Origin of the sequence: Micromonospora sp. NPDC047527 (assembly GCF_040643015.1) — a bacterium.
Classification (GTDB): domain Bacteria; phylum Actinomycetota; class Actinomycetes; order Mycobacteriales; family Micromonosporaceae; genus Micromonospora.
Window position 1 is genome coordinate 221,875 of the sequence record NZ_JBEYTK010000008.1, and the last position, 11,914, is coordinate 233,788.

Annotated in this window: 8 protein-coding genes; 6 read left to right on the top strand and 2 right to left on the bottom strand. The window is 72.0% G+C overall.

Annotation, left to right across the window (positions count from 1 at the left end; genetic code table 11):
* Nucleotides 1-83 precede the first annotated feature (83 nt).
* Genes dxr through ispG form a run of 3 tightly spaced genes read left to right on the top strand, consistent with a single transcriptional unit; the run spans nucleotide 84 to nucleotide 3,727 of the window.
* Complete coding sequence (gene dxr / locus ABZ808_RS26735; RefSeq protein ID WP_357011589.1) at nucleotides 84-1,295, top strand: 1-deoxy-D-xylulose-5-phosphate reductoisomerase; 1,212 nt, start codon at nucleotides 84-86, stop codon at nucleotides 1,293-1,295.
* Nucleotides 1,295-2,545, top strand: coding sequence for a site-2 protease family protein (locus ABZ808_RS26740; protein ID WP_357011591.1), 1,251 nt, complete (start codon nucleotides 1,295-1,297; stop codon nucleotides 2,543-2,545). The genes dxr and ABZ808_RS26740 overlap by 1 nt, the downstream gene beginning before the upstream one ends.
* Nucleotides 2,546-2,554: 9 nt before the next feature.
* Complete coding sequence (ispG, locus tag ABZ808_RS26745) at nucleotides 2,555-3,727, top strand: flavodoxin-dependent (E)-4-hydroxy-3-methylbut-2-enyl-diphosphate synthase (protein ID WP_357011593.1); 1,173 nt, start codon at nucleotides 2,555-2,557, stop codon at nucleotides 3,725-3,727.
* Nucleotides 3,728-3,800: 73 nt separating this feature from the next.
* Here ispG and ABZ808_RS26750 read toward each other — a convergent pair whose 3' ends face one another.
* Nucleotides 3,801-4,382 carry a PadR family transcriptional regulator gene (locus ABZ808_RS26750; protein ID WP_357011595.1) on the bottom strand — a complete coding sequence of 194 codons (582 nt, stop codon included), beginning with the start codon at nucleotides 4,380-4,382 and terminating at the stop codon, nucleotides 3,801-3,803.
* A 108-nt stretch (nucleotides 4,383-4,490) separates the two neighbouring features.
* Here ABZ808_RS26750 and ABZ808_RS26755 point away from each other — a divergent pair, with 108 nt between their 5' ends.
* The gene (locus ABZ808_RS26755) at nucleotides 4,491-5,714 is read left to right on the top strand and encodes an MFS transporter (protein WP_357011597.1); all 1,224 of its coding nucleotides are present in this window, start codon (nucleotides 4,491-4,493) and stop codon (nucleotides 5,712-5,714) included.
* 57 nt (nucleotides 5,715-5,771) lie between these two features.
* Nucleotides 5,772-6,611, top strand: a complete 840-nt coding sequence (locus ABZ808_RS26760; RefSeq protein ID WP_357011599.1) for a GNAT family N-acetyltransferase — start codon at nucleotides 5,772-5,774, stop codon at nucleotides 6,609-6,611.
* 235 nt (nucleotides 6,612-6,846) lie between these two features.
* Here the strand turns inward: ABZ808_RS26760 and ABZ808_RS26765 are convergent, their stop codons facing one another.
* Entirely contained in the window at nucleotides 6,847-7,431 is a 585-nt protein-coding gene (locus ABZ808_RS26765) for a hypothetical protein (protein ID WP_357011601.1), read from the bottom strand.
* Between the two features lie 768 nt (nucleotides 7,432-8,199).
* Here ABZ808_RS26765 and ABZ808_RS26770 point away from each other — a divergent pair.
* Nucleotides 8,200-11,841, top strand: a complete 3,642-nt coding sequence (locus ABZ808_RS26770; protein WP_357011603.1) for an ABC transporter ATP-binding protein/permease — start codon at nucleotides 8,200-8,202, stop codon at nucleotides 11,839-11,841.
* Nucleotides 11,842-11,914: the final 73 nt, after the last annotated feature.

Sequence of the window (11,914 nt, forward strand, 5' to 3'; positions counted from 1 at the left end):
GGAGGTGGCCGTCGATCCGCAGGTGGGCGGGGAGGGCTGAGGCTCCCAGCGGGCGTGCAGCGGGGGTGGGGAAGAATGGCCGGGTGACTTCCCCCCGCGACCTCGTCCTGCTCGGGTCCACCGGTTCGATCGGCACGCAGGCCATCGACATCGTTCGGCGTAACCCGGACCGGTTCCGGGTGGTCGCGGTCGGTGCGGGCGGCGGCAACGTCGAACTGCTCGCCGCGCAGGCCCTGGAGTTGGGTGTCGAGGCGGTCGGGGTGGCGAAGGCGTCCGCCGCGCAGGATCTCCAGCTCGCGTTCTATGCCGAGGCGAGCCGGCGCGGGTGGGCCACCGGCGACTTCAAGCTTCCCAAGATCGTGGCCGGCCCCGACGCGATGACCGAGCTGGCCCAGTGGCCGTGCGACATCGTGCTCAACGGGGTGGTCGGCTCGCTGGGCCTCGCTCCTACGCTGGCCGCGCTGCGCTGTGGCCGTACTCTCGCGTTGGCCAACAAGGAGTCGCTCGTGGCCGGCGGCCCGCTGGTCAAGGCCGCGGTGACGCGGCCGGGGCAGGTCGTCCCGGTCGACTCGGAGCATTCGGCGTTGGCCCAGTGCCTGCGGTCCGGGACGCGCGGTGAGGTGCGGCGGTTGATCGTCACGGCCAGCGGCGGCCCGTTCCGGGGTCGGGGCCGCGACGAGTTGATGCAGGTCACACCCGAGCAGGCCCTCGCGCACCCGACCTGGAACATGGGTCCGGTCGTCACGATCAACTCCGCGACCATGGTCAACAAGGCCCTGGAGGTGATCGAGGCGCACGAGCTGTTCGACGTGCCGTATGCCGACATTACCGTCATGGTGCACCCCCAGTCGGTGATCCACTCGATGGTCGAGTTCGTCGACGGCTCGACGATCGCCCAGGCCAGCCCACCGGACATGCGGCTGCCGATCGCCCTCGGCATCGGCTGGCCGGACCGGGTGCCCGAGGCCGCCGCCGCGGTCGACTGGACGGCCGCGCACACCTGGGAGTTCGCGCCGCTGGACGACGAGGCGTTCCCGGCCGTCGCCCTCGCGAAGGCCGCGGGGGAGGCCGGGCGCAGCCGCCCGGCGATCTACAACGCGGCGAACGAGGAGTGCGTGGCGGCGTTCGTGGCGGGCCGGCTGCCGTTCCTCGGCATCGTCGACACCCTGCAACGCGTGTTGGAGGACGCTCCGGACTTCGCCGAACCAGGTACCGTCGAGGACGTGCTCGCGGCTGAGTCGTGGGCACGCGCGCACGCGCAGGAGATCATCGCGGGTTCGGTGGAAGGAGCTTGATGTCGTACCTGCTCGGGGTGGTTCTCTTCGCCCTGGCCATCCTCATCTCGGTGAGTCTGCACGAGGCGGGGCACCTGCTCACCGCCAAGGCATTCGGGATGAAGGTCACCAAGTACTTCGTCGGCTTCGGCCCCACCATCTGGTCGTTCAAGCGAGGTGAGACCGAGTACGGCCTCAAGGGCATCCCCCTCGGCGGCTTCTGCAAGATCGTCGGGATGACCCCGCAGGACGACGACGTCGAGCCGGGCGACGAGTCGCGGGTGATGTGGCGCTACCCGGTCTGGAAGCGGACGATCGTGATGGCCGCCGGGTCGATCACGCACTTCGCGCTCGCCCTGATCACCATCTGGATCCTCGCCGTCTCCGCCGGCCTGCCCAACCCGGACTTCCCGACCACCGACGCGCAGGCCCGCCAGGAGCCCGCGGTCATCCAGCTCAGCGAGTGCGTGGTGCCGGAGAACGCCGCGCGGGCGTGCACCCCCGCCGACGCCGCGAGCCCCGCCGCCCAGGCGCAACTGCGCGACGGCGACCGGATCACCGCGATCAACGGGACGCCGATCGCCAACTACGGCGACCTGCTCACCACCCTGCGCAACCTCAAGCCGGGTGACACCGCGCAGATCCAGTACGTCCGCGACGGGCAGCCGGGCAACACCAGCACGGTGCTCGCGCAGACCCAGCGCCCGCCGCTGGACAACCCGACCGGCGCCGCCGCGCCGGTGGCCGCACTCGGCGTCGGCCTCGTCCCCAGCACCCCGACCCGCGTGACGTACGGGCCGGTCGGCGCCTTCGGAGCCACCGCCGACTTCACCGGCCAGCTGGCCGTCGGCACCGCCCAGGCACTGCAACGCCTCCCGCAGAAGGTCCCCGCCCTGTGGACCGCCCTCACCGGTGGCGAGCGGGACATCGACACCCCGATCAGCGTGGTCGGCGCCAGCCGGCTCGGCGGCGAGGCTGTGGAGAACAACGCCTGGCTGGTCTTCTTCATGCTCTTCGTGTCGCTGAACTTCTTCATCGGTGTGTTCAACCTGCTGCCGCTGCTCCCGGTGGACGGCGGCCACATCGCCGTCGCCTGGTTCGAACGGGTCCGCTCGTGGGTCTACGCTCGGATCGGCCGGGCCGATCCGGGCCGGGTCGACTACCTCAAACTGATGCCCTTCACGTACGTGGTGATCCTGATCGGTGGCGCGTTCACGCTGCTGACCATCGCCGCGGATGTCGTCAACCCGATCACGCTCTTCTCAAGGTGAGTGCCTGAAGTGACCGCAATCAGTCTCGGTATGCCCGCCGCGCCGCCCCCGCCGCTCGCTCCCCGCCGGGCCAGCCGCCAGATCATGGTCGGTTCGGTCCCCGTGGGCGGCGGTGCGCCGGTGTCCGTGCAGTCGATGACCACGACCCTCACCTCCGACGTCAACGCGACCCTCCAGCAGATCGCCGAGCTGACCGCGTCCGGCTGCCAGATCGTCCGGGTGGCGGTGCCGTCCCAGGACGACGTCGAGGCGCTGCCCGCGATCGCCAAGAAGTCGCAGATCCCGGTGATCGCCGACATCCACTTCCAGCCGAAGTACGTCTTCGCCGCCATCGACGCCGGCTGCGCGGCGGTCCGGGTCAACCCGGGCAACATCCGCCAGTTCGACGACAAGGTCAAGGAGATCGCGGCAGCGGCCTCCGCCGCCGGTACGCCGATCCGGATCGGCGTCAACGCGGGCTCACTGGACAAGCGGCTGCTGGCCAAGTACGGCAAGGCCACCGCCGAGGCGCTCGTCGAGTCGGCGCTGTGGGAGTGCTCGCTGTTCGAGGAGCACGGGTTCCGCGACATCAAGATCTCGGTCAAGCACAACGACCCGGTCGTGATGATCCGCGCGTACCGGCAGCTGGCCGAGCAGTGCGACTACCCGCTGCACCTGGGTGTCACCGAGGCCGGCCCGGCCTTCCAGGGCACCATCAAGTCGGCGGTCGCCTTCGGCGCGCTGCTCGCCGAGGGCATCGGCGACACCATCCGGGTGTCGCTCTCCGCCCCGCCGGTGGAGGAGATCAAGGTCGGCAACCAGATCCTGGAGTCGCTGGGCCTGCGCGAACGCGGCCTGGAGATCGTCTCCTGCCCGTCCTGCGGGCGGGCCCAGGTGGACGTCTACAAGCTCGCCGAGGAGGTCACCGCCGGCCTGGAAGGGCTGCCGGTGCCGCTGCGGGTCGCCGTCATGGGCTGCGTCGTCAACGGCCCGGGCGAAGCCCGTGAGGCCGACCTCGGCGTCGCCTCCGGCAACGGCAAGGGCCAGATCTTCGTCAAGGGCAAGGTCGTCAAGACGGTGCCCGAGGCGCAGATCGTGGAGACGCTGATCGAGGAGGCGCTGCGGATCGCCGACGAGATGGGCGCCGAGCTTCCCGAGGAGCTGCGCGGGCTGGTCACCGGCCCGACCGTCACCGTGCACTGATTTTCCATTTGGAAAAAGCGGCCGTCTTCCCCGAGGGGGAGACGGCCGCTTTCCTGTGCGGTGCTGCCGCGCGTCACTCGGATTCGGCGAGGATCGCGTACAGCTTGCGCCGGGTCTCGTCGAGCACCTGGGCGGCCCGCTCACGCTGGTCGTCGGTGCCGTTCATCATCACCTGACGCAGGGCGTTCATCGCCTGGGCGCCGGAGTCGCGGATGTCGTGCCAACTGCTCACCGTGCCCTGGGCGACGTCCGCCCACGGCGGGGTCTGCGCGGCCGCGGTGGCCTCCGCCTGACCCGCCTCGGTGACCGTGAACCGCTTCCGCCCGCCGCCGGACTCCTCGGTGCTGGCGACGATCACGCCCTCGTCCTCCAGGAGTTGGAGGGTGGGGTAGATCGAGCCGGGGCTCGGGCGCCACGCACCGCCGGTGCGGGAGTCGATCTCCTGGATCATCTCGTAGCCGTGCATCGGCCGCTCAGTGAGCAGGGCCAGCACGGCGCCCCGAACGTTGGGACGGCGGCCTCGACCCCGTCCACGGCCGCGGCCGCCCCACGGGCCGCCGTGGCCGTGGCCGGGCGGACCGGGCGGGACCGGCGGGAAACCGAAGCCCCGCATCCGGGCCTCGTGCATCGGGTGGTGCTGTCGATGGAATCTCATGTCCGATCCTTCCTGTAACTATCGCTGATGCATCAACGATATATCGGCAATGCATCGCCGACAGGGGAGGGACTGCAAACCGTACGTACGTCTTGTTAAAGTCCGGGCATGCGACTGCTTCCCCCACCCGGCCCGGCCCGGACCCTCACCCTCGGCACCCTGGTCAAGACCGTCGGGCGGGGCCTCTGGCTGGTCGCAAGCGCGCTCTTCCTCACCCGGTCGGTCGGCCTATCGCCAACCCAGGTGGGTGTCGGGCTGACCATCTCGGCGCTCGTCGGCGTACTCGCCAGCGCGCCCAGCGGCTACCTGGCCGACCGCATCGGGCCGCGCGGCGCGCAGGTCGGCGGGCTGATCGCCGCCGGCACCCTGACCGCCGGCCTGATCACCGTCCGCTCGTTCGCCGCTTTCCTGGTGGTGGGCGCCGCCACGGCACTCGCCGACGCGATCGAGCGCGGCGCCCGGGGCGCGCTGATCGCCGGCGCGATCCCCGCCGACCAGCGGGTGCACACCCGCGCCTACCTGCGGGCAACCACCAACGTCGGCATCTCCGTCGGCGCCGTCCTCGGCGGCTTCGCCATCGCCGCCGACACCCGCACCGGGTACGTCGCGCTGATCCTGACCGCGGCGGCCGCGTCGCTGGGCGCGGCACTGGTCTTCCTCCGACTGCCCACCGTCGCGCCGGTCGCCGCCCCCACCCAGGGCCCCCGCCTGATCGCCCTGCGGGACCGCCCGTTCCTCGCCTTCACCCTGCTCGACGGGCTGATGTCCATGCACTTCAGCCTGCTCACCATCGCCCTGCCGCTGTGGATCGCCGGGCACACCCGGGCACCCGCCTGGATGATCTCCGGGTTGACGCTGGTCAACACCCTGCTGGTGGTGCTCCTGCAGGTACGCGCCGCCCGCAGCGCCGTCACCCTGCCGGGAGCCGCCCGCGCCTCCCGCCGAGCCGGGGTCGCCATCGCGCTGGCCTGCGTACTCTTCGCCGCCAGCGGGACGCTGCCCACAGTGGCCGCCGTCGCCCTGCTCTGCTGCGGGTCACTGGCGCACGTCATCGGGGAGTTGTGGCATTCGGCAGCCGGGTGGGGAATCTCCTTCGGGCTGGCACCCGCCGACGCGCAGGGGCAGTACCAGGGGGCCTACGGCATGGGCTACGAGCTGGGCAAGATGCTCGCTCCAGTCGTCGTGACCAGCCTCGCACTCGGTTGGGGTGTACCGGGCTGGTTGCTGCTCGGTGGGCTGTTCCTCCTGCTCGGGGCCCTGGTGCCCCCGGTCGTCCGGTGGGCCGACCGTACCCGGCCGACCAGCCTTTCTGCCGAGCCCGTGCCCGTCTGAGGCCGGGCTCGCCACTCGGCCGGCGGGGCGGGGTTCCGATCTGGCAGGCTGGTACACGTGCTGACGGTGCCGGTACGGCAACTGGGAGAATCAGAGCGACGCGCGGTCGAGCGCCTGCTTGACCGTGACCCGTTCGCGAGCGCGCAGGTCGCTGAGCGGATCACCGCGCGCGGGCTGTCCTGGTGGCGGGCCGAGGGCAGAATCCTGGGGTACGGTGCGCGGCGCAACCTCGAATCACTCTGCTGGCTCGGCGGCAACCTGACCCCGGTGCTCGCCAACGACGCCGCCGTTGCGGCCTTCGCCGACCTGCTCGCGGGGGAGGAGCGGCTCTGCTCCTCGATCGTCGGCCGGGCTGACGCCGTCCTCGGTCTCTGGGACCGGCTCTCCGACACGTGGGGGCCAGCGCGAGACGTCCGCCCCAACCAGCCGCTGCTGGCCACCGAGACACTGCCGGCCATCCCCGCCGACCCGGAGGTACGTCAGGTCCGCTCCGGCGAGGTCGACCGACTCTTTCCAGCAGCCGTGGCGATGTACACCGAGGAGGTCGGCGTCTCCCCGCTGGCCGAGGACGCCGGACGCAGCTACCGCCGCAGGGTCAACGACCTGGTCCGCTCCGGCCGCGCGTACGCCCGGTTCGTCGACGGCAAGGTCGTGTTCAAGGCCGAACTGGCCGTCGTGACCAAGCGGACCGCGCAGGTCCAGGGAGTCTGGGTGGCGCCCGAGTGGCGGGGCCGGGGCATCGCCGCCGCCGCCATGGCGGCCGTGGTCCGCGACGCGCTGCTGCGGGTCGCCCCCACGGTCAGCCTGTACGTCAACGACTTCAACCTGCCAGCCCGCCGGGTCTACGAGCGCTGCGGTTTCCAGCCGATCGGCACCCTCGCCACAATCCTCTTCTAACCGCCGACCTCTCTCGTAGGCGGGTCAGCCCTCCGGGCGCGGGTTGCCTTCGGCCTGGCCTGGCCCTTGGCCTGGCCTGGCCGCCGTGGCTGGGCTCTATCAGCAGATCTTGGACAGTTTCCGTTATCCGGGCGGGCCCTGCTAACGGAAACTGTCCAAGATCTGGAGGTGACATGCCGCTGGCCGGCGCCCCGTGTTCGGGGGCGCCGGCCAGCGGTCGGTGTCGTGCGGGGGGTCAGCTGTTCCAGTACTGGCCGACGAGGTCGGCGGCCTGCTGCTCCCACTGGGCGTAGGCGTCCGGGTAGGCCGAGACCTGCACGGTCTGCGCGGCGTCGGTCAGCGGCATGTCCTGCCAACCGTCAACCTGCTTCAAACCCTTGAGGAACGCGGTGGTGGAGTAGTCGGGGTCGGTGATCTGCTCCGGCGTACCCCAACCCGAGCTCGGGCGCTGCTGGAACAGGCCCAGCGAGTCGTGGTCGTTACGGTCACCGAGGTGGCCCAGGTTCTCCAGCTTCGACTCCTGCAGGCTCGTCGCGATCGAGATGACCGCGGCGCGCTCGGGCAGGCCGGCCTTCTTGGTGGCGGCGATGATCGCCTTCACGTTGGCGGTCTGCTCGTCGTTGAGGGTGATGTGCGACTGGGCGCCCTGCACGCCGTGCGGGATCAGCTTGGCGGTGTCGGGCTTGTCAGCCTGCACGGCGACCGCGACCGGCTTGGCATCCACCGGGGTGGCGGCGTGGGCGATCGGGCCGGCGAAGACGCCACCGGCGAACGCGAGACCAGCAACAGACAGCACACTCTTACGAATGATCGTGTTCATGAGGGTTAGCTCCTTCGGGGGTAAGGACACCCACCCACCAGGGGGACGGTGGCGCGGGTGTGAGCACCTCGTCCGGCGCTGCACAAACGGGGGAAAGTCTTAACGTCGGCGGCCTACGGGCGGGGCCTCGTGGCGCCGGGTCCAGATGTAACGACCGGCGGGCCGGGGTCATTCCGGGGGCGGCCCATCCACACGTCGAACCTCGATCGTGGGGGCTGTAACGACCGAGGGGCCGGGGCCATTCCGGGGGCCCGTCGAACCGGTGCGGTCGTCCGTGGGGATGTAACGACCGGGCGGGGCCCAGCATTCCAACCCCGAGCGGCTTGCCAACCCCCGGCGAGCGGGGGCGCAGGGCCGTGGTCCTGCGATCGTCAGGGTATGTAACGACCCCGGGCCGGCCCCCATTCCACCAACCCTGTGACGCCCGTCACGGCTTATAGAGGCAGATACCGGACATCGGGCGCGCGATGCGCCGGCGTTCCGGTGTCCGGACCGGACCGCTTGGGGATGGTCAACTCCAGGTCCCCGACATGGGGGCATCGTCGGCACGGGATACCGCACTGTCGGCGATACGGAGTCGATCACCTCGGGCGATCTCCGACGAGAGGCCCGCTGGCCGATTTCCGACCTGCGGTGGCATATCGCCATCGTCCGTCGGGTCGTGCGGCCCTGACCGGAGGTCCTGCTCAGGGCCGGTAAATCGGTTGAGTGGACCTGCTCCGTACCGGCACGCTGGGGTCGCCGCCAACCACGTCCGGGGGGACACCCATGCGCCTGCTCCGTGATCTGTGGGGCACCTCTTCACGTCGTATGACATTGGTGGCGGTCCTGATCGTGCTCGGCGCGGCCGGCCAGGCCGGCGCGTCGGCGCTCGCGGGCGCGGTGCTGGTGCATCGCTCGGCCGCCTTCTTCACCGTGCTGGCCGCGGCGCTCGTCGCCGTGGTGCTCAGCGACCTCGCGGTGAGCCTGCTGATGGCCGGCCTGACCGCCGACTGGTCCGCTGACGTGCGCCGCCGGCTCTGCCGGATTGCCCTCGGGCAGGACCTGCCCACCCTGGAGACCACCCCGGTGGGCGAGATGCTCGACCGCATCGACGGGGACGTCTACCAGGTGGCGTCGGCGGTGCGTAACCAGGGCACCCGGCTCGCGCAGGGCCTCTGCGTCGGTCTGCTGTCGATGGTCGTCGCGCTGGCCGTGTGGTGGCCGGCGGGGGTCGCGATGCTGCTGCTCACGGTGGTGCTCGCGGTCGGGCTGCGCCGGCCCACGGCGCGGATCGGCCCGGCCCGGATGGCCGAGGAGGAGGCCTGGTCGGACCTGGCCGCGGTGATGGAGGAGGCGGTGCACGGCCAGGATGACGTACGGACCAGTCTGGCCCGGCCTTACGTGCTGCGCCTGTACGCCCAGCGGGCAGCCGCCGTGCTGTCCCGGGGCCGCGTGGTCTGGGTGTTGTCCGCGCGGGTGGCCACGGCCGCCACCGCGACGATCCGGGCTGGCATCGGCGTGGTGGTGCTCGGCGGGGCGTGGGCGCTGGCCACCGACCGGGTCGACGCCGCCCGCCTCACCGCCATCTGGCTGCTCGCTCTGGCCTTCGGGGCCACCGCGGAGCACGTCAGCCGGATGGTGCCCGAGATCCAGGAGGCCCTCGGCGCGTGGGCCCGGGTGCAGTTGCTTCAGAAGTCCCGGCAGGAGCCCGTCGGCGGAGCCAGCCCGACCGAGGGTGATCTGCGCATCCGTGATCTGACGTTCGGGTACCAGGTGAGCGGCGAGGAGGGCGGCCGGGGGGCCGCGCTGCGCGGGCTCAGCCTCACCTTCGCGCGCGGCCGTTCGTACGCGCTGATCGGGCGCACCGGCTCGGGCAAGTCGACTCTGGCAAAGGTGCTCACCAGGGCCGTCGACGTGCCGCCCGGAACGGTCTTCCTCGGCGGCACCGACCTGTGCGACCTCGACGTCGAGCAGTTGCGCCGCTGGGTGGCACTCGTGCCGCAGCGCACCGAGATCCTTGCCGGCACGCTCGCCGAGAACGTCGCGCTCTTCGACCCGGAGTTACTCGACGCCGCCGCCCGGGCGTTGGACGAGCTGGGCCTCGCCGGCTGGATCGCCGAGCTGCCGGACGGGCTGGCGACCCGGTTGGGGGAGGGTGGGCACGTGCTCTCCGCCGGTCAGGAGCAGCTGGTGGCCTTCGCCCGGATCCTCGTCCGGGAGCCGCACGTGGTGATCCTCGACGAGGCCACCGCACGGCTGGACCCGGTCACCGAGGCACGGGTGCAGCGGGCCACCGAACGACTGCTGCGCGACCGGATCGGGATCGTCATCGCCCACCGCCTCTCCTCCGTGCGCCGCTGTGACGAGGTGGTGGTGCTGGCCGACGGCGCGGTGGTCGAGGCCGGCCCGCTGGCGACGTCGACGCGCTTCGCCGAACTGCTGGCGACCAGTCACGCCGCCGCGTACGCGGCAGCGGCGCCGACCGGCCGCGGCGGTGCCGGCATCGACCTGCTGGTCGGCCCCGACCCGGCCGCCGCCTGGCCGACCGGGCCGGCGCTCGCGTCGGTGGAGGCCGCCGAGCGGATCGAGCTGGCCGAGCGGATCGAGTTGGGCGAGCGAAGAGATCGGGACGAGCGGGCAGACCTGGGCGAACGGGCAGACCTGGGCGGGCGGGTAGAGCTGAGCGAGCGGGCAGAGCAGGGCGGGCTGGGCGCGCCGACCCGTGCCGATCCGCCGCCGCTGCCGCCGGTGCCGCCGGCCCGGACGCTGCGGGAGATCGCCCGGCTCTGCACCAACGATCCCCGGTACGGGCTAGCCGCGGTCGGGCTGTTCCTCGTGGTCACCCTGCTGGGGTTGGACGGTCCCGTGCTGCCATGGCTCTGGGCCGACCTGGTCGACGGGACCGGCGACCCGTACCTGCCGGCGGTGGGGATCGTGGCCGGGCTGCTGGTCACCCTGCCGGTGCCGTTCTACACCCATGTCTGGTTCCCCCAGTGGTGGGTGCGGCAGATGCTGCGGATCGGCCTGCGTCTGGTGCACGGTCAGACTGGGCCGCGCCGGGTCAGCTCGCACACCCCGGCCGAGGTGGTGGCGCAGGGCGGCGACACCGAGCGGGTGGTGCAGCTCGCCGACAACGTGCTGGACCAGGCCGTCGCGGTGGTCCTGGTGGTCGCCATGACGGCGGTCACCGGCAGCGTCGTACCGGCGTTGTTCTTCCTCGGCACGATGGTCGTCTCCGGGCTGGCCGCGACGCTGTTCGGGCCGACGCTGGAGCGCGCGGCCCGAGCGACGGTGGCGGCGCGGGCCGCCTTCGCCACCGCGCTGGTCTCCGCGCTCTCGGCGGCGCGGACGGTGAAGCTCGCCGGTGCGACCGCGGCGGTGCTACACCACCTGGCGGCCCTGGACGCGCTGCGCAGCGACCGGCAGCGGCGGGAGATCTCGGTGCAGGTGTGGTCGCGCTCCACGCCGTCGGTGGCCAGCGGGCTGTTGCCGATCGGCGCGTGGGCGCTCTATCTGAGCGGTGGGCTCTCCGCCGGGGCGGTGCTGGTGGCCGTCTCCACCCTGGGCGCGGCCCGTTGGTTCGCCTGGACGACAGCGTCGTTGATCTCCCAGTTGCCGTCGGCGCGGGTCTGGACCCGACGCACGGTGGCGATGACCGGGGCGAACGTGTACTCCGAGGGGGTGCCGGCGGTCGACCTGGCCGCCGGGACAGCGCCCGCGCCGAGCATGCCGCCCCGGCATCCGCTGCGCCACCTGGAGCTGCGCGACTTCGGGGTGGTGCACTCCGACGGTACGGTCGCCGTCCGCAACGTGGACCTGACCGTGCGGCGCGGTCAACTGGTGCTGGTCGTCGGGCCGGTCGGCTCGGGCAAGTCGTCGCTGTTGCGGGCGCTGGCCGGGATCGTGCACCACACCGGTGAGCTGACCTGGAACGGCGACCCGGTCACCGAACCGGAGCTGTTCCTGCGCCCCAACCAGGTCGGCTACGTCGGCCAGTTGCCCCGGGTGCTCTCCGGCACGGTGGCCGACAACATCGCGCTCGGGCACCAGGTGGACGCGGCCGGGGCGGTCAGCACCGCGCAGCTCGACCACGACCTGGCTGCCGCTGGCGGAGGGTTGGGGCTGCTCATCGGGCACAAGGGCACCCGGCTCTCCGGCGGGCAGTTGCAGCGGTTGGCGCTGGCTCGGGCGCTGGCACCGCGTACCGAACTGTTGGTCGCCGACGACGTGTCGTCGGCGCTGGACGTCACCACCGAGCTGGCGCTGTGGCAGGCGTTGCGGGCGCACGGGGTGACAGTGGTCGGCTCGACCGCGAAGCGGGCGGCGCTGGTCCGTGCCGATCACGTGGTGGTGCTGCTCGGTGGCACGGTGGCGGCCCAGGGCACCTGGCGGGACCTGGAGGGTGACTGGTCGCACCTGGCCGGCTGACGGCCGGGGGGGGGGCGCGGCCGGCCGCCCCCCCGCCCGGCGGGGGGCGGGGGGGGGGGGGGTGGGCCGCCCC

Coding starts and splice junctions, on each gene's coding strand:
- ABZ808_RS26770 (WP_357011603.1), top strand. CDS start 8,200: ATGCGCCTGCTCCGTGATCTGTGGGGCACCTCTTCACGTCGTATGACA.
- ABZ808_RS26750 (WP_357011595.1), bottom strand. CDS start 4,382: ATGAGATTCCATCGACAGCACCACCCGATGCACGAGGCCCGGATGCGG.
- ABZ808_RS26765 (WP_357011601.1), bottom strand. CDS start 7,431: ATGAACACGATCATTCGTAAGAGTGTGCTGTCTGTTGCTGGTCTCGCG.
- ABZ808_RS26755 (WP_357011597.1), top strand. CDS start 4,491: ATGCGACTGCTTCCCCCACCCGGCCCGGCCCGGACCCTCACCCTCGGC.
- ABZ808_RS26740 (WP_357011591.1), top strand. CDS start 1,295: ATGTCGTACCTGCTCGGGGTGGTTCTCTTCGCCCTGGCCATCCTCATC.